This is a genomic window from Adhaeribacter arboris (assembly GCF_003023845.1).
GTDB classification, from domain to species: Bacteria; Bacteroidota; Bacteroidia; order Cytophagales; family Hymenobacteraceae; genus Adhaeribacter; species Adhaeribacter arboris.
This window is the reverse complement of record NZ_PYFT01000001.1, coordinates 5,274,905-5,293,412: the sequence shown is the minus strand read 5'-3', so window position 1 is coordinate 5,293,412 and position 18,508 is coordinate 5,274,905. Positions and strand designations below refer to the sequence as shown.

13 protein-coding genes and 1 pseudogene are annotated in these 18,508 nt (G+C 44.1%); 10 read left to right on the top strand and 4 right to left on the bottom strand.

Annotated elements, in window-relative coordinates; all coding sequences use genetic code 11:
* Positions 1-3: 3 nt before the first annotated feature.
* Positions 4-456, bottom strand: a complete 453-nt coding sequence (locus AHMF7605_RS21460; protein WP_106932060.1) for a (2Fe-2S)-binding protein — start codon at positions 454-456, stop codon at positions 4-6.
* Positions 457-648: 192 nt separating this feature from the next.
* Between AHMF7605_RS21460 and parS the strand changes: the two genes are divergently transcribed.
* Positions 649-1,053 carry a type II RES/Xre toxin-antitoxin system antitoxin gene (parS, locus tag AHMF7605_RS21455; RefSeq protein WP_106932059.1) on the top strand — a complete coding sequence of 135 codons (405 nt, stop codon included), beginning with the start codon at positions 649-651 and terminating at the stop codon, positions 1,051-1,053.
* Positions 1,046-1,552 carry an RES family NAD+ phosphorylase gene (locus AHMF7605_RS21450; RefSeq protein ID WP_106932058.1) on the top strand — a complete coding sequence of 169 codons (507 nt, stop codon included), beginning with the start codon at positions 1,046-1,048 and terminating at the stop codon, positions 1,550-1,552. The genes parS and AHMF7605_RS21450 overlap by 8 nt, the downstream gene beginning before the upstream one ends.
* 318 nt (positions 1,553-1,870) lie before the next feature.
* Here the strand turns inward: AHMF7605_RS21450 and AHMF7605_RS21445 are convergent, their stop codons facing one another.
* Entirely contained in the window at positions 1,871-2,779 is a 909-nt protein-coding gene (locus AHMF7605_RS21445) for an AraC family transcriptional regulator (protein WP_233219214.1), read from the bottom strand.
* A gap of 185 nt (positions 2,780-2,964) precedes the next feature.
* On the opposite strand from AHMF7605_RS21445, the pseudogene AHMF7605_RS21440 reads away from it, so the two are divergent.
* Positions 2,965-4,497, top strand: a pseudogene (locus tag AHMF7605_RS21440) (aldehyde dehydrogenase family protein).
* Positions 4,498-4,554: 57 nt separating this feature from the next.
* A complete protein-coding gene (locus tag AHMF7605_RS21435; RefSeq protein ID WP_106932056.1) occupies positions 4,555-4,917 on the top strand; it encodes a DUF779 domain-containing protein in 363 nt (120 codons plus the stop codon).
* A 541-nt stretch (positions 4,918-5,458) separates the two neighbouring features.
* Here the strand turns inward: AHMF7605_RS21435 and AHMF7605_RS21430 are convergent.
* Positions 5,459-5,752, bottom strand: coding sequence for a T9SS type A sorting domain-containing protein (locus AHMF7605_RS21430; RefSeq protein ID WP_262512392.1), 294 nt, complete (start codon positions 5,750-5,752; stop codon positions 5,459-5,461).
* A 622-nt stretch (positions 5,753-6,374) separates the two neighbouring features.
* Here AHMF7605_RS21430 and AHMF7605_RS21425 point away from each other — a divergent pair.
* A complete protein-coding gene (locus AHMF7605_RS21425; RefSeq protein WP_106932054.1) occupies positions 6,375-8,510 on the top strand; it encodes an elongation factor G in 2,136 nt (711 codons plus the stop codon).
* A 412-nt stretch (positions 8,511-8,922) separates the two neighbouring features.
* Here AHMF7605_RS21425 and AHMF7605_RS21420 read toward each other — a convergent pair whose 3' ends face one another.
* The gene (locus AHMF7605_RS21420) at positions 8,923-11,694 is read right to left on the bottom strand and encodes a malectin domain-containing carbohydrate-binding protein (protein ID WP_106932053.1); all 2,772 of its coding nucleotides are present in this window, start codon (positions 11,692-11,694) and stop codon (positions 8,923-8,925) included.
* Positions 11,695-12,519: 825 nt separating this feature from the next.
* On the opposite strand from AHMF7605_RS21420, the gene AHMF7605_RS21415 reads away from it, so the two are divergent.
* The 5 genes from AHMF7605_RS21415 (at position 12,520) to AHMF7605_RS21395 (ending at position 18,391) form a co-directional block, all read left to right on the top strand.
* A complete protein-coding gene (locus AHMF7605_RS21415) occupies positions 12,520-14,163 on the top strand; it encodes a TldD/PmbA family protein (RefSeq protein ID WP_106932052.1) in 1,644 nt (547 codons plus the stop codon).
* Positions 14,164-14,335: 172 nt separating this feature from the next.
* Complete coding sequence (locus AHMF7605_RS21410) at positions 14,336-15,667, top strand: TldD/PmbA family protein (protein WP_106932051.1); 1,332 nt, start codon at positions 14,336-14,338, stop codon at positions 15,665-15,667.
* A gap of 200 nt (positions 15,668-15,867) precedes the next feature.
* Positions 15,868-16,095, top strand: coding sequence for a UPF0175 family protein (locus AHMF7605_RS21405; RefSeq protein ID WP_106932050.1), 228 nt, complete (start codon positions 15,868-15,870; stop codon positions 16,093-16,095).
* Entirely contained in the window at positions 16,088-16,543 is a 456-nt protein-coding gene (locus AHMF7605_RS21400) for a DUF3368 domain-containing protein (RefSeq protein ID WP_106932049.1), read from the top strand. The genes AHMF7605_RS21405 and AHMF7605_RS21400 overlap by 8 nt, the downstream gene beginning before the upstream one ends.
* Positions 16,544-16,753: 210 nt before the next feature.
* On the top strand, positions 16,754-18,391 hold the full coding sequence (locus AHMF7605_RS21395; protein ID WP_106932048.1) for a TldD/PmbA family protein: 1,638 nt from the start codon (positions 16,754-16,756) through the stop codon (positions 18,389-18,391).
* Positions 18,392-18,508 lie beyond the last annotated feature (117 nt).

Genomic DNA, 18,508 nt, shown 5'->3' with positions numbered 1-18,508 from the left:
TCCTTATGCTTGCGAGGCAGCTTCTTGAATGGCTTGCAGAATGCGGGGATACGTACCACAGCGGCAAATATTACCGTTCATAAAATCTATAATTTGTTCCTGGGTAGGATGTGGATTATTTTTAAGCAAAGCTACCGTAGATAGTACCATACCCGAAGCACAATATCCGCATTGAAATACATCTACCTTTAAATACGCTTCCTGCACCGGGTGCAAACGTCCGTTTTTCTCCAAGCCTTCCACGGTAATAATTTCTTTACCCGAAAGAGAACTTATGGGTGTACGGCAGGAGCGAACTGCTTTTCCATCTAACAATACGGTACAAGCCCCGCATTGCCCTTCTCCGCAACCGTACTTGGTACCCGTCAGGTCAAATTCGTCGCGCAAAACACTTAACAGACTCGTTTCCGGAGTGGCTTTGGCCGTACGCTTTACCCCGTTTACCTGAAGCTCCATAATTCAATTTTTAAAATGAGCAGATACATTAAACTTAGAAAAATTTCTTTAAAAAGCCAAGAAAGCATGGAACTGAGAGAATTAGGTAAAAGAATAAAATAGAAATTTTTGTAGCGAAACTTACCGGTTAAAGCTTGCGTTATTTGCATTAGTGCCAAATGGCAGTTATATTAGTGACAAGAAACAGTGATTATGGATTTACTCTTAGGAACAGGTACTGCCGGTGATAGTTTTGCCGTAGTAGAGCAAGCTCGTGCCGGCGTAGCGCGCGGAAAAGCCGATGAATTAGCCCATCAAGTGGGGCTCACCGATAAAGAAATGGCGCGCATTCTTAATCTTTCCGAACGAACCTTGCACCGGCTTCGGCCCGAAGCCTTGCTGGATAATAATGCTTCTGAACGGTTGTTGTTGCTAAAGGGCTTGTTACGTCATGGATTGGATGTTTTCGATGGGCGAGCGGAAGTTTTAGGGCGATGGTTACGAATACCCTTGTCCGAACTCCGGCGCCAGGCGCCACTTGCTTTACTGGACACCGCTACTGGTTTTGGGATGGTGCACGCCGTCCTGGGTCGAATGGAACACGGCATTTATGCCTGAAGGCAGTACTTCTCTTTCCACCGAACGACCGGTGGTAGCTTATCGGTTAGTAAAAGAACGTTTTATAAATTCTCCTTTATCCACGGAGGGAGCCCGGCGCTACGGCGGCCGCTGGAACCCACCGGGGATAGGCATTTTGTATACTTCGGCGAGTCCGGAATTAGCTTTACTGGAGCAATTAGTACACTTACCTGCTTTGCCCTACGAAGATTTACCCCACTTATTTTTAGTAACCTTAGCTTTACCGGAATTGCCTGTTCCTCTACCGGAACTCCCCCCGGACTGGCGTGAAGAAGCCGAATATCAGGTTAATTACCAGGCATTGGCCGAGTGGTTGGCGAACCCAAAGGTGCTGGCATTAGAAGTACCCTCGGCCGTGGTGGTAGAATCCAAAAATTACTTATTGCATCCGCGCCACTTGGCGTACGCCCGCGTAGAAGTTATTAACACCTCTCCCTTTAACATTGACGCGCGCCTGTGGCGGGACCGTCAGTTTTAAATTAATTATCAATGGTATAGGTTTACTTCCATGGCCTTTCTTCTCCTAAAATGGCAACAAGTTGTTATTAGCCTGGAAGAGTGCTTTACAAAGTTATAAGAGCAGTCGTGTGTTGAGGCACGGGCCATATGAAACTATAATTCTTAATAGAGTAAGTAGAGCTACTCTTATGCTTCGTCCGCGCCATAGTGTGGGATTAAAGTACTTCAACCCCAACCATTCTTAAAAAAACTAGCGTATTTTCTGAATTGGTATTTCGTTAATAAGCAACTATATAACCTTTAGTTCTGGTACTCGGCAAAATAATGCTATTCACGCTTATGCTTCATTTATCTTGTATTGTTGCTGGTAAGCTTTAGGAGTATTTCCGGTTACTTTTTTAAAAACCCGGATAAAATAATGCAGATTCTGAAAGCCGGCCATAAAGCAAACCTGGGTAATACTATTAAAAGGATTCTGTAAGTATTTTTTCGCCAATCGTAAACGTTCCTGCAAAATATAATCGGCGGGCGTATAGCCAAACTGTTCTTTAAACTTCCTGAAGAAATTGGCGCGGCTCATGCAGGCTTGTTCGCTTAGTTTATCTACCTCCAGCTTAGCGGTAATATTTTCTTTTATGTATTGCATAACGTGCGCAAACCGGTAACTACCCGATAGTTGCGCGTAATTTAATTCGAAAAGCTTCCGGGCCTGGGTTTGCATTAACCGAATCAACAACTCGCGCAGGGTAAGCCCCGCCAGCATATCTTTTTCCCGGGTTTTATCATTTAAACTTAGCCGAATTAACCGGTTAATACTTTCGGCTAGTTCCTGGTTATTTATTAAATGAAAAAAGTTTTGATTTAACCCCCATTGGTCCTGGCTATCGGCTTTGGGGCAACGTTCGTTTAAAGCATCAATGGTACGCCGAATCTGTTCCGCCGAAATAGCTAAGGCAACACACTGGGTAGGATTAGTTCTTTCCGCTTCCGGAAAATCAATTTTCATGACTTCGTGGGGAGGTACAATTACCGATTCGCCGGGCAAATATTCGAAGGCCGGTTTATTAAAAAGATGCATCACCTTTTTACCCCGCAGCATACTCGTGAGCACCCAATCCTTAAACGACAAGTTAACGTTAACTGCCGACTGGTGCGTTTCGAACACGTTCAGTTCGCAATTTTCCAGGGAATAGGCCGATCGGTTTTCGACGAGCGAAAACAAGGATGGCTCTGGATGAAGCGGCACCGGCTGCAACCTATATTTTTCTGCTATTCAGAAAGATAGGAACTTTATAACACAACCGGAAACCTTGTCTATGATTTTATAAAATTGAGCCAATAAGTCTCTTTTTTGCGATAATAGTGAAAGCAATTGGTATGTAAAAGATTGAACTTGGGAATTCTTTTATCCACTAAAACGAAGATTTACCAATGGAAAAAGCAGAATTAATTCAGGAAAAATCCTCCGTCCTTCCTCGCCCCACCTTTAAAGAGCGCTACGACCATTTTATTGGGGGCGAATGAGTAGCTCCTGTCTCCGGCGAGTATTTTGATAATATTTCGCTGATTGACGGCAAAGTTTTCACGCAAGCTGCCCGCGGTTCCAAAGCCGATATTGAACGGGCTTTAGATGCTGCTCATACTGCTTTTAAAACCTGGTCTAAAACATCGGCGGCTACCCGCAGCAAGTTACTCCTGGATATTGCCGACGTGATGGAAAAAAACCTGGAATTCCTGGCCCGGGTAGAAACAGTGGATAATGGTAAAGCCATCCGGGAAACACGGGCGGCTGACTTACCGCTGTGCATCGACCATTTCCGGTACTTTGCCGGGGCTATCCGGGCCGATGAAATTACCCTTTCGGAGCACGACGAATTTACCATTAGCATTAACCTGCAAGAACCATTGGGCGTGGTGGGTCAGATTATTCTCTGGAACTTCCCGCTGCTCATGGCTACCTGGAAAATAGCGCCGGCTTTAGCCGCTGGCTGCGCCGTAGTAGTAAAACCCGCCGAACAAACTCCCACCAGCATTATGGTGCTAATGGAATTAATTCAGGATATTTTGCCGCCCGGCGTATTAAATGTAGTAACTGGTTTTGGCGTAGAAGCCGGTAAGCCGTTAGCCTCATCGCCGCGGGTAGCCAAGGTAGCTTTTACCGGGGAGACCACTACCGGCCGTTTAATTATGCAGTACGCTTCGGAAAACCTGGTGCCGGTAACCATGGAATCAGGCGGTAAATCGCCGAATATTTTTATGAAAAGCATTGCCGATGCCGATGATGCTTTCTTCGATAAATGCGTGGAAGGAGCCGTTATGTTTGCCTTAAATCAAGGCGAAGTGTGTACTTGTCCCTCCCGGATTCTGGTGCAGGAAGATATTTACGAGCTATTTATGGAACGGGTCATTGCCCGCACCAAAGCCATTAAAATGGGACATCCGCTCGCTGAAGATACCATGATGGGAGCCCAAGCTTCTAACGACCAGTTCGAGAAAATACTATCGTACTTAGATATTGGTAAGCAAGAAGGCGCCGAAGTACTTTGCGGTGGTGGACCGGCAAACCTGAACAGTGGCCTCGAAAAGGGCTATTACATTCAGCCTACCATTTTTAAAGGCAATAACAAGATGCGCATCTTTCAGGAAGAAATTTTTGGCCCGGTAACGTCGGTTACTACTTTTAAAACTGCGGAAGAAGCCATTGCCATTGCCAACGATACTATGTACGGCTTAGGCGCCGGCCTCTGGACCCGAGATTCTTTCGAAATTTATCAAATGCCCCAGGCTATTGAAGCTGGTCGGGTTTGGGTAAACTGTTACCACACGTATCCGGCCCACGCCCCATTTGGCGGATATAAAAAATCAGGTTTTGGCCGCGAAAATCATAAAATGATGCTCAACTATTACCGGCAGACCAAAAACATGCTGATTTCTTACAACCAGAACAAACTAGGTTTTTTTTAATAATTAAATCCTGTTTTAGCCTGCCGTTACTCCGGCAGGCTTTTTATTTAAAAAATTATGGAAGTAAAAAGAGTATTAGTCACGGAAGAGGCCAAAGAAATAATTGATACGCTCCGGCAGCGGAATGGTCCGTTAATGTTTCACCAGAGCGGCGGGTGCTGCGACGGCTCCCAACCTATGTGCTTTGAAGCCGGCGAATTTCGAACTGGCGACTCGGATGTATTACTCGAAGAAATTTACGGCTGCAACTTTTATATGTCCCGCGACCAGTATGAGTACTGGAAACATACCCAGTTAACCCTAGATGTAACGCCCGGACGTGGTTCCAGCTTTTCCTTAGAAATTCCAATGGGTGTACGTTTTATTATCCGGTCGCGGCTCTTTACCGATGCCGAATTGCAAGAATTAAGCAGTTTGTAGAAGTTAACAAGCAAATTTCATATATGCTTCTGTGCAGCATAGCAGCCCAGCTTATTACCTCACTACTACTTCCCCAATTTGACTTATAGAAATAGAATTAAAATTTATTCTAACTTAGAGGATGTTTAAATTTTAAAGGTTGTACAATTAGAGATTATCTAACGAATGCGGTTGATTGCCTTGAGTCAGCTTTTTAACACTCGTTTTGTTAGGAAATATTTCCCTTACTTAGTGAAAGTAGTGGCTTCAACCCTTGCTTCAATTTCAGTTGGCAGCCTACTGGAGCCATCCATTCAGAAACAGAATGATGTAACTTTTTAAAAATCAGTAAACTTATATTTTACCTTCTTTTTAATATTAGCTCTTAAAAATTCTAAACACACTCTTAGTGTAAAGAGGATGATTAGATTTCTCATTTCTTAAAATTACCGGTCTAAAAAGTGGCTGTTTAGGATCGTGTCCGGATTATTTCAATCAGGCTTTATTTTTCAACCGGCATTTTCTACATTATAGAATCACCGGCTGGGAAAAGCAGCAAAGATTACTTGGTTAACAGGATTCTCTGCGCATGAGCAACGTGCGAAGTTTGCAACCGGAGGATATACATATTATTCAACTGGTTAGTTTTGGGTTGCCAAATTATTTCATATACTTTATTGGCCTTGGCTTCGCCTTGGTATAAAGTGGCTATCTCCTGGCCTGGGGAATTATACACTTTTAGGCTTACTGGTTGCGTATGTGGCAAGATAAAGCTGGTAGTAACCTTATCCTTTATTGGATTCGGATAAGCTTTTAGCGGGCTAAACTCTGTTTTTACTTTGGGTTCTTCTGCCAGTATAGTTCTCTCTCAACCATTATAGCTGTATTTTCCGGGGCTACTTTCACCAGCCAGTAATTCCCGATTCCGAGCGTCCGCCTAACAAGTAGTCCCGTCGGCCGTTTGCAAAGCCATCCGGATTTCTTCGTAGCCACTGCCGCCAAAACGTTTATCCCATTGCTTTATGCTCGTACTGGAAGTTAAGATCTTATTTGTTACCCATTTTTTATAAGTATTTTATAAAAAATTTAAAGAACTATTTCCATCTTATAAAGCAAAGAATCCCTCTAAGTAACGCAACTCTGAGTTTGTAAAAGCAGTTTTCCGAGCTTTAGAAAAGTTATACATACTTCAGTAGCAGCCTAACTATTAATTACCCTGAAGCAATTTCTTTGGGAAGTTATGTACACCTGGCTTCTCCATCAACTTTCTTTAAAATCACGTCTTTCCTTTTTCTAAATTCAAACACTCTATGCTTGATAGTGCTAAAATAATTCTAACCAGGAAAACAGTTGCTTTTCGTTTTATATTTCTTTAAAAGATAGTAATTTAAAGGATTCATATCCAGGTTATTGCCAGCTTTTAGATTTTTCTTTTTTAACTGTTTTTTAAGCAAAAATCACCTTCAAAATGCTGTTCTATGAAAGCTTACGACGAAAAACACATTAAAAACGTGGTGCTGATTGGCTCTGCGAAAAGCGGCAAGACCACCTTGGCCGAAACCATGCTGTTTGAAGCCGGAATTACTAACCGGCGGGGAACCGTAGAAGAAAAAAATACCATTTCGGACTACCAGGAAATAGAGCGGGAACGGGGCAGTTCTGTGTACGCTTCTACTTTGCACACCGAATGGCGGGATTATAAAATTAACATTATTGATACCCCTGGTCTGGATGATTTTATTGGCGAAGTAATTACCTCTATTACCGTGTGCGATACCGTTGTTTTAGTGCTAAACGCGCAAAACGGCGTGGAAGTAGGCACCGAAGTACTCTGGGATTACGTAGACCAGTATAACAAACCCACTATTCTGGCGGTAAATCAACTGGATACGGATAAGGCCAATTTTAACCAGACTCTGGAAGAAGCCAAAGCCTTTCTTGGTTCGGCGGTAACCGTCATGCAATATCCCTTAAATGCGGGTCTGGGTTTTAACGGCATTATTGATTTGCTAAAAATGGTTATGTACCAATTTCCAACCGGCGGCGGCAAACCCGAAAAATTACCTATCCCGGACAGCGAAAAAGAACGAGCCGATGCGCTGCACAACGAACTGGTAGAAAAAGCCGCCGAAAACGACGAAGCTTTAATGGAACAATATTTTGAGAAAGGCAGCCTGGACGAAGATGAAATGCGCGAAGGTTTAAGAATAGGCATGATGAAACACCAGGTATTCCCGGTGTTTTGTTTATCCGCCAAAAAAGACATGGGCACCGGCCGGATGATGGGCTTTATTGATAATGTAGCGCCTTCGGCGGTAGATATGCCCGCCGGTAGTACCGAAGATGGGCATAAAGTACCTTGCGACCCGAACGCTCCTACCCGGCTGTTTATCTTTAAAACTTTGATTGAACCGCATTTAGGGCGCTTGTCTTTTTTTAAAGTTCTGGCCGGGGAAGTAGCCATCGGCATGGAGTTGTTCAACGAAAAAACCAATACAACTGAGCGAATTAGTCAGTTGTTTATCGCGGATGGAAAAAACCGAAACCCCATTGAAAGACTGAAAGCCGGCGATATTGGCTGTACCTTAAAACTTAAAAATACCTATACCAATCATACGCTCAACGGTAAGGGCGCCAAAGGCAGTATGCAACCTATATTTTTCCCGGCCTATAAAACCCGGGTGGCCATTATTGCCAAAAACAAGCAAGACGAAGAGAAATTAAGTGAATTATTAAACGAAGTTCACCTGGAAGATCAGACGATTGGCATTGAATATAACCAGGAATTGAAGCAGTTTATTCTGGAAGCCCAGGGAGAATTGCATTTAGCCGTAATGAAATGGCGCTTGGAGAATATATCGAAAATACCCGTAGAATTCCAGAAAGTGCGAGTTCCCTACCGGGAAACCATTCAGAAAGCAGCTCTTGCTTCGTACCGGCATAAGAAACAATCGGGTGGAGCCGGCCAGTTTGGCGAAGTGTTCCTGAAAATTGAACCTTATTACGAAGGAATGCCTCCCGTGAAAGAATTTCCGGTGCGGGAAACAGAAATAGTCGATTTGCCTTGGGGCGGAAAACTCGTATTTAATAATTGCATCGTGGGTGGGGTGATTGATGCGCGTTTTATTCCTTCTATTTTAAAAGGTGTGATGGAGAAAATGTCGCAGGGGCCGCTTACTGGTTCCTACGTCCGCGACGTGCGGGTAAGCGTATACGATGGCAAGATGCACCCGGTAGATAGCAACGATATTTCCTTTAAAATTGCCGGTACTATGGCATTCCGCGACGCTTTTCTACAGGCAGAACCTCTCTTACTGGAACCCATCCAGGAAGTAGAAGTTTCGGTGCCGGCGATTATTATGGGAGATGCCATGACGGAGCTGCAAATCCGGCGCAGTATTATTCTGAGTATGGAAAGTGAAAAAGATGCCCAGGTAATAAGAGCCCGTATTCCTTTAGCGGAATTAGATAAATTTTTGTCGGCTTTGCGGAATATCAGCCAGGGCCGGGCCAAAGTGCGCAATCATTTTGCCGATTATACTCCTATTCCTGCTGAGCTGCAAAAACGCATCACCGAAGAATACCACCAATTAGAAATGGCCGAACTGCATTAGAGCGAATAGTAGGTAGAGGTTATTTTAATGAGCCGGAGTGAAATAAAGTTAGAATAACTGCTTTTAGGTGGATCCTTTTAAAGTCTTCGATTTCTTGTGCTAACTTATTCGACAAGGCTGAGTTTGCCTCAAGGCCGGCGGGCCTCTTCTACCCCTCCGCCCTCCGGGCACCTCCCCTAAAAACAGAGGAGGAGAGGCCGCTATTACTTTTTTCCTTTTCTCTGGTAGAAACGTGCGCAGCACGCCCCTACACGTCGAAATGTTTACGGCACCGGAAAATCAACGCCCGTCCTCGTTGTCCCGACTGCTGTCGATTCTTCTTAGCTACCGCTTTTCTGGCTTCAGTCTTTTATGTATTTTCTTTTTTGTGTTCTAATGGTAGCTCCGGTACAAAGTGAAGCTTTGTTGTGCTTTATTCTAGTAATAACTTTAATTGGCTTCTGTGTAAAGCAGAAACCACTTCTACTAAATACATGCCCGCTGGAATAGGTTTGCCGAATGGAAACTCGGCATGAATAACTCCGCGGGAATCGCTCACAAGCTCACTGGTTTGAATAACTCGGCCGGCCATATCGTGTAAAGTAATTTTAAATTTTTCCTGCTTAGCAGCCTGGCTTACGTTCAGGTAAATTTTATGCCCTGATTTTACTGGGTTCGGGAATACTCTAACTTCACGGATAGATTTTTCAGGCGTAATTTCCTTGCGGGCAGAAGCGCTGATTACCTGAACCCGGCTTAATGTACTTGGCGCTGGAGCTGACATAGGTTCCACAATAATTTGCTTGGTAACGGAATGCATTGCCCCGGCATTATCTTTCACGCTTAAAGTTATTTCATGTGTTCCCACCTCCAGCGGTATAGTAGCACTAGAGCTAGTTGCCAGCAGCGTATTATTTAAACGCCACGCGTAAGCTACCAGGTATCCATCGGCATCGAGGGAGGCAGTGCCATCTAAGGGAACGCTGGCCCAACCATCCGCTCCCGCGGTTACCACCAGATCTGATCCGGCATTGGCCGTAGGATTTATATTCTGGCTGGCTTCCTGTCGGGGAATAATTTCAATGGCGCTTATTTTCGCATTTTCAATCCGGCGAATAAACTCAATCGTAATAGCTCCATCCGCAATACTAACCGGAAATTCGCGTTTAATGGCTTTGTGGATGCCATTCGCTTCTACAAACACATCAAAGTTAGAAAGCAATAAGTTGCCCTCCATTTTTACATCGAATTGGCGCAAATTAGCGCCGGTTTTATTTAACTCGGTAAAGTAGAGGCGTACCAGGTAATCGCCATTAGATACGGGTACGGTATAAGAAAAAGCAGTAGCGCCTACGGGTACTGCTCCGGTTCCTACGCCACCGCCGGTCCACTCGGTTTGGTAAATACTTTGGTTTAAGTTATCGAAGCTGGCCCCGGTAATAAAGGGCAAGTTTTTTTGCGTGTACGCGGCGCCGCCTTTTACGTAATTGCTGCAACTGTTAGTAGCCGAACAGCCCGACCAGGTTATTCCGTTAATAGTTTGCGTAGTACCGCCCGCATTTATTCGAATGGTAGTAGGAAGCGTTTCCATCCGCGTGAAGTTGGCGGTAATAGTTTGGTTATTATTCATGACTAAAGTAAGCGGATTAACCGTGCTGGTAACGGCACCGCTCCAACCGGCAAACTGGTAACCCGAAGCGGGCAAGGCTGCTAAAACCACCGATTCACCGGAATTATAAGCAGGCTTATCCGGAGTTTTAGATACGGTTCCGTTACCCACTGTATTTACGGTTAAAGTTTGGCCGTTCGTGGCACCGGGGATAGATAGGTTTACACAAAAACTGGTACTGGTGAAATTAGGGGCGCCTCCCGTTCCATTTACGGTAACAATTGCCTGATAATTACCCGGCGCTAAGTCCGTGGCATCAATGGTAGCTTCTATCTCCACCGCCGTTGGAATAGCCAGCCCGGTAGCATTTTTCGTTATTTTTAACCAGCTAGCATTCGAAGTTAAGGTATAGTTTTTTTCCTCTTCTACGGTAAAAAGTAAGTTTTTTAGGGTGGTTTTCTCGCCGGCTGGTACGGTTTTGCTCAGGCAACTAGCCGTAAAGCCAAATTTATACGGTATGCTCCGCGAAATAGTAGCCTGGTAAGTTTCTTTACGGGTATCACTGGAGCTCCACTTGCCGCACGAGATAATAAATTTAGTACCGACTACTTTGGCCGAAACCCCAATGTAATTTTTGGGTAATTGCAACGCCGCTACATTCGACCAGGAACCGAGCCCCCCGTTTGCATCAGGGTTCAGGACAGTTACTTTATTTTGAGCGCCATCGCCGCCGGCCATGTATATTTTACCATCCAAAGGAAAAATTGCGGCTTCGCAATGCGAGCGGACACTGGGCAAATCGGTTAAACGAGTCCATTGGTCGGTAAGCGGATTGTATACGTGCGAATATTTCTGGTCCTGACCACCATTGCAATCGTGCCCAAACTGACCGCCTAACGCGTAAATTTTACCTCCTAATACCGTGGTGCTAACATGATTGCGCTTAATGGGTAGGGGCGTTAACTTGTTTTCCCAGGTAGTATTTTGCGGGTCCGTTAGCCATTTATCTACGTCTAAAGTCAGGTGGTACTTATCCTGGTCGTTGTTGCAGGCATTGGTAGTAAAACCCCCGAAAACGTGTAAAGTACGCCCTACCAAAGCCGCTCCACCCGCCGCCCACAAAATGGGAGCGCCGGTAGCCGGATCTTTTAACGACGGACCGGGTTGCCAGTTATTTTGGCTTAAATCATAAATCCAGACCTCGTTGGTTAAAGGACCGGTCGTATTTTTTAGTCGGCCGCCAATATGCCAGACTTTATCATCTACCCGGGCGACACCTTGGTGCGTAACCGTTTTTCCGTCCGGCATGGCGGCAAGCAGAGTCCAGCGGTTAAGAACCGGATCGTATACCTCGCTGGAACTTTCGGCTTCGGGCCAAACGCCAAAGCCGGTAAAATTATAAATCTTTCCTTTGTATAAAATGCTGGTAAGCTCCCCGTGTTTTTTCCAGGCATCTTGCCGACGTGTCCATTGAGCAAAAGTGCGATTTGCTTGCAGCAGAAATACACTTAAAAAGAAAATACTAATTTTAGAAATAGAAGAATAAGAACAATTCTTTCTTTTAGAAAGCAGTTTTACAGGTAAAGTTGATGGCATATTTCATATAATTACAGGATACAGTATTAACTAACCAACAACCATATGAACAGATGAAAAGAGAAGGCTGCCGGTTTGCGCGCAGTTCCGCTATTATATAAGACCTTCGTTCTATTGTAAGCATTCAAACAATTTAATCAGGCTTAAATGCACTTGCGTATCTAAAACTACTTTCGATTTACATAGAACAAAGCTTTTAACGTATATTAATTTAAATTTTTTTCTTATTAAGCAAACTTTATGATCTCGCTAGTGTCCTTAACCGAAGGAATAAGCTACGTTTTATTAACTTAGGATGATGAAAGAATATTCCTACTTTCGAGCAAAGCTTTTGACCACATAATTATACCAAAAATAAAACAAAAAATACTATAATATAAAAATATATTATTACTTAAGTAGTTATAATAGAAACTTGCCTGGATTTGAAATTTCATTTTAAAGAAATAAAGCCCAAAAAAGAATAGTCTACGGAACAAAATTATCCGATCTCTCAACAATAGAAGCTAAATAAATTTTAATTGTACCTTTAACAAGTTACGTCTAAAATCATTTCTCTAGGTACTAGTGCACTTTTTGGGGTAACCCGGTTTAATGATACATTTGTGTACAAGATCACCGGCAGTAGTTATTTCATTTCCGTTAGTACCGGTAGCTAGGTGAATTCCACCATCGGGGATCAACCGTTAAAATATAAAAATTTAATATTTTGAAGTGGCCGGTTGCCGGTAACTTAAATTTTAATCAAGTTCTATTTTATCCTAGAGCAGTTTCGTTATATTGGAGCATTCTGTATTTTCCGCGTACTTTAAAACTTTTCATACTTTGAAACGACGCAATTTTATTCAGTTAACTTCTGCCGGCATGGGCGGTTTGCTTTTAGGATCGGTGCCGGTATTTGGCCACGCCGTACATCCCGATGCTTATCTAGAAACCGTGGACGTGGCCTTGAAAAAAAGGCTGGCCGATGCGGCCTTAAATGCCGCTAAAGCCAAAGGCGCTACTTACGCCGACGTACGCATTGGCCGTTACTTGCAACAGTATCTTTTTACCCGCGAGAAACAAGTACAAAACATTGTCAACGCGGAATCTTACGGGGTAGGAATCCGGGTACTGGCCAACGGTACCTGGGGCTTTGCGGCCACCAGTAATGTTACGGAGGCGGGTATTGCCAAGGCTGCCGCACAAGCCGTAGCTATTGCCCAGGCCAATGCTAAATTTCAGAAAGAACCCGTGCAACTGGCCCCGGTAAAAGGCACCGGCGAAGTTACCTGGCGCACTCCCATCGTGAAAAATGCTTTTGCGGTGCCTGTAGCCGAAAAAGCGGATTTATTATTGGCGGCCAACGCCAAAGCCATGGAGAACGGGACTAGTTTTGTAAATTCTAACCTGTTTCAGATAAATGAACAAAAATATTTCGCCTCTACCGATGGTTCTTATATCGATCAGGATGTGCACCGAATTTGGCCCACTTTTACGGTAACGGCAGTAGATAAAACTACTGGTAAATTCCGGACCCGGGAAGCCCTGAGCAGCCCCATGGGAATGGGTTATGAATATTTAAGTAATCCTGCCCCTAAAATTGCCGGTCCGGCTGGTACCGGTTTGCAAGGTTATTATAAATATTATGATATTCTGGAAGATGCCGCCGCCGCCGCCAAACAAGCTAAAGCTAAAATTTCGGCTAAATCGGTAGTTCCCGGCAAATATGATTTAGTATTGGATCCCAATCATTTAGGCTTAACCATTCACGAATCCGTGGGCCACGCCACCGAGTTAGACCGGGTACTGGGTTATGAAGCCAATTACGCGGGCACCAGTTTCGCCACTTTAGATAAATGGCAAAGCAAAAACTTTAAATACGGCAGTAAGCTGGTTAATATTTTCGCCGATAAAACGCAGCCCGGCTCTTTGGGTTATGTAGAATACGACGATGAAGGGGTAAAAACCAAACGCTGGGACCTTATTAAAGAAGGCTTATTGGTAAATTACCAGGCAACCCGCGACCAAGCGCATATTATTCACGAAAAAGAATCGCATGGCTGTTGCTACGCCGATAATTGGAGTTCGGTGCAGTTCCAACGCATGGCCAACGTGTCTTTGGCGCCCGGTAAAACCAAGCTATCCGTTGATGATATGATTAAAAACGTGGAAAAAGGCATTTATATTTCCGGCCGCGGCTCATTCTCCATCGATCAGCAACGCTATAATTTCCAGTTTGGCGGTACGGTTTTCCACGAGATTAAAAATGGTAAAATTGTGGGCATGCTGGAAGATGTGGCTTATCAGGCGAACACCCAGGAATTCTGGAATTCCTGCGCGGCTATCTGCGATGAAAGCGATTACCGTTTATTCGGTTCTTTCTTCGATGGCAAAGGCCAACCGGCCCAAATAAGTGCCGTGTCGCACGGCAGTTCTACTACCCGCTTTAACGGAGTGAATGTAATTAATACTGCCCGGAAGATTTAAGTTAGAAGGTTGGAAGGTTATAAAGTTAGAAGGTTGAAAAGTTAAAAAGTTTTGAGTTTTACGGAGCGTGTGTCCTATTTAACTCTATATAATTATCTATTCAACTCTCTAACAATCTAGAAATCTAACAACTTTCCAACCTTCTAACCTTTCAACTTTTCAACTAAAAAACATGGCAATACTAAACAAAGAAGAAGCGCAAGCTATTTTACGCAAAATTTTAAGTTACTCCAAAGCAGATGAATGCGAGGTTAATTTGAGCGGAACCGAGGGCGGCAACATCCGGTATGCGCGTAACAGTGTTTCTACGAGTGGGGCAGAAGAAAATACTTCACTGGCGATAGAATCACGTTTCGGTAAACGCGCGGGCACGGCTACAATTAACGAATTCGACGATGCCGCGCTGCAAAAATTAGTGCGGCAAGCCGAAGAAACTGCGCGCTTAGCCCCTGAAAACCCAGAATACATCGAATTTTTAAGCCCACAAACCTACTTGCCCACCAACGCGCACTTTGCTTCTACGGCCAATATTACCCCAGAATACCGGGCCGAAGTAGCCGGTAAAAGCATTGAGATGGCCAATGCTCAGAAATTAACTGCCGCTGGTTTCCTGGAAGATTACAGCAACTTCAACGCAAAAATGAATTCGAAAGGTTTATTTGCCTACAACCAGGATTCAAGCGTAGAATTTTCGGTAACCATGCGCACTGCCGATGGTACCGGTTCTGGTTACGCCACCCGCGATTTTAGCGACGTTAGTAAGTTTGACGCGGTCGAAGCTTCGCAGGTAGCTATTGCCAAAGCCATGGGCTCTTCGAATGCGAAAGCGATTGAACCCGGAAAATACACGGTTATTCTGGAGCCCGCCGCTTTAATGGCCAACACCGACGCCAGTTTGATGGGAGCTTTACTCAACAGTTTAGATACCCGTAATGCCGACGAAGGCCGCAGCTTTCTGGCTAAAAAAGGTGGTGGCACTAAACTTGGCGAAAAATTATTTGACGAACGCATCACCATTTACTCCGACCCTACTAACCCGGACATACCTAGCAGCGGTTGGGCGGACGATGGCCGGCCGCAAGAGAAAATAACCTGGATTGAAAAAGGCGTGGTTAAAAACCTGTACAACACCCGTTACTGGGCGCAGCATAAAAACATCAAATCTATTCCGCGGCCCGGCGGCTTTATTATGCTGGGTGGCACCCAAAGCATCGACGACATGATTAAAAGTACCGACCGGGGCATTTTGGTAACCCGCTTGTGGTACATCCGGGCGGTAGACCCGCAAACCTTACTGTACACCGGCCTCACCCGCGACGGTACTTTTTACATTGAGAACGGTAAAATAAAACACCCGGTAAAAAATTTCCGGTTCAACGAAAGCCCGGTAATCATGCTCAACAACCTCGAAGCTTTAGGAAAGCCCCAACGCGTAGGCGGCAATCTGGTTCCGCCCATGAAAATCCGGGACTTCACGTTTACCAGTTTGTCGGATGCGGTTTAAATGAGTTTGATATTACTAGACGAATAGTGCCAGTTCAGCTTTCATTCAATTGAGATTTGACCGTTCTGAAAGGAAAAACCACGTATAATAATAGATAAAAAGCATTAGATTTTTTCCTAACCGTTCGAGAATCTATCACTTAAAACGACACGCTCTTCACCTGCAGCAATGAGAATAGAAGAATTTAAACGGATAATAATATGAGAATAGTAAACTTATCCCTACCGGAGAATCTGGATATAAATGAACCAGAGTTGAAAATAATATTAGCTGGTGAGTTATACGAAAGAGAAAAGCTTTCTTTAGGTCAAGCCGCTGATTTAGCCGGACTTTCTAAAAGAGCTTTCATAGAAATAATGGGTATGTACGGATTTTCTCTGTTCAGCAAATCAGAAGAAGATTTATTATCTGATATTGCCAATGCCTGAATTAATTATCTGCGACACAAGTTGTTTGATTTTATTTGATAAAATAGGCAAACTGGAGCTTCTCAGACAATGTTATGACACTATTTATGTTACGCCCATTATAGCCGCCGAATTTGGTGATGCTTTACCTGATTGGATAAAAACAATAGAAGCAAAAAACCAAGCACTTCAAAAGACACTCACCCATGTTTTAGGACCAGGAGAATCAAGCGCCATTGCCTTGACTTTTGATTTACCTGATTCTATTGTAGCACTTGACGACTTAAAAGCCAGAAAAGTAGCCAAATCACTAAATCTGAAAATTACGGGAAGTTTAGGAATTTTAGTCAAAGCTAAAGAAAAAGGCTATGTTGAAAAGCTTTCGCCAGTTCTGGAGCAAGTGCAAGAAACTGATTTCAGGATATCAGAAAATATATTTAAAAAAATTCTAGCAATAGTAGGAGAATGAAGTAAATCTACACTTTAGGATCGATTATTAATAAATTAACTATTACCCTCGCAAACAAACTTGCACAATACTCACAAAAAAACCTACTCACAATTTTACCGCAAATAAATAGTTGCCCTTTCTTTTAAAATAATTAAAATTGATTACATTTAAGTAGCCTATTTTTAAACACTTACTAACCTTATCCCGGCACTTTCTAACGCACCTATTTTGAGACGACGTGATTTCCTTCAGTTAACTTCTATTGGCATGGGCAGCGTATTGCTGTCGCAGGTGCCGGCGTTTGGCCGTGCGGTTTCTCCGGAAGCTTATTTAGAAATTATAGACGTAGCCCTGAAAAAAAGGCTGGCCGACGCCGCGTTAAATGCCGCTAAGTCCAAAGGAGCTACCTACGCCGACGTGCGCATTGGCCGTTACTTAAGGCAGTTTGTGATAACCCGCGAAGAAAAAGTAGAAAATATTGTTAATACCGAATCGTACGGCGTGGGCATCCGGGTTATTGCCAATGGTTGCTGGGGTTTTGCCGCTGTGGTAGATGCCAAAACGGAACAGGAAGTTGCTTTCGCCGCCGCCGATGCGGTAGCTATTGCCAAAGCCAATGCCCGCTTGCAAACGGAGCCGGTACAATTGGCCCCGCAAAAAGGAGCCGGAGAAGTAACCTGGAAAACGCCCATTCAGAAAAACGCTTTTGAAATACCCATCAAAGAAAAAGCCGATTTATTACTTACCGCTAATGCCGCCGCCCTCAAAAACGGAGCAAATTATGTAAACTCGCTTTTGTTTTTAGTAAACGAACAAAAATATTTTGCCTCCACTGATGGCTCTTACATCGATCAGGATGTGCACCGCATTTGGCCGGTTTTTCAGGTAACTTCTATAGATAAAACTACGGGTAAATTTGAAACCCGCGATTCTTTAAGCGCTCCGGTGGGCCGGGGTTATGAATATTTAACTACTAACCCCCAGGATAAAATAAGTGGCGTTACTACCCGCTACCACAAAGGCTACGACATGCTCGAAGATATTGTAGCCGCTGCCAAGCAAAGTAAAGCAAAACTGACCGCCAAAACCGTAGTACCCGGTAAATACGATTTAGTTTTGGATCCTTCGCATCTGTGGCTTACTATTCACGAATCGGTGGGGCACCCCTTGGAATTGGATCGGGTTTTGGGGTACGAAGCTAACTTTGCCGGAACCAGCTTTGCCACTCTGGATAAATGGCAGAGTAAAACCTTTAAATACGGTAGTCCGCAGGTAAATTTATTTGCCGATAAAACGCAGCCTGGCTCTTTGGGTTACGTTGCCTACGACGACGAAGGTGTTAAAACCAAGCGCTGGGATTTAGTAAAAAATGGAACCTTGGTAAATTACCAGGCTATCCGCGACCAGGCGCACATTATTGGTGAAAAAGAATCGCATGGCTGCTGTTACGCCGACAGTTGGAGCAATGTACAGTTTCAGCGGATGGCGAATGTTTCGCTCGCAGCGGGCACCCTGCCCCTCAGCGTAGAACAAATGATAAAAGATGTAAAAAAAGGCATTTATATTATTGGCGACGGCTCTTTCTCGATTGACCAGCAACGTTACAATTTTCAGTTTGGCGGACAGCTTTTTTACGAAATAAAAGACGGTAAAATTGCCGGCATGCTCAAAGATGTGGCTTACCAATCGAACACGCAGGAATTCTGGAACTCCTGCACGGCTATCTGCGACGAGCGCGATTACCGGTTAGGCGGCACTTTTTTCGATGGCAAAGGACAACCCGAACAGATAAGCGCCGTGTCGCACGGCAGTGCCACCGCTCGGTTTAATGGTGTAAACGTTATCAATACCGCCCGGAAGCTGTAGAAGGTTGGAAGGTTGGAAAGTTAGAAGGTTTTTAAATTAATGAACTACTAAAGTAGATGATTTTTAAATCTTTTAATGAATGATCATTTGGAAGTAAATGAGGAATGCACTTTGTAA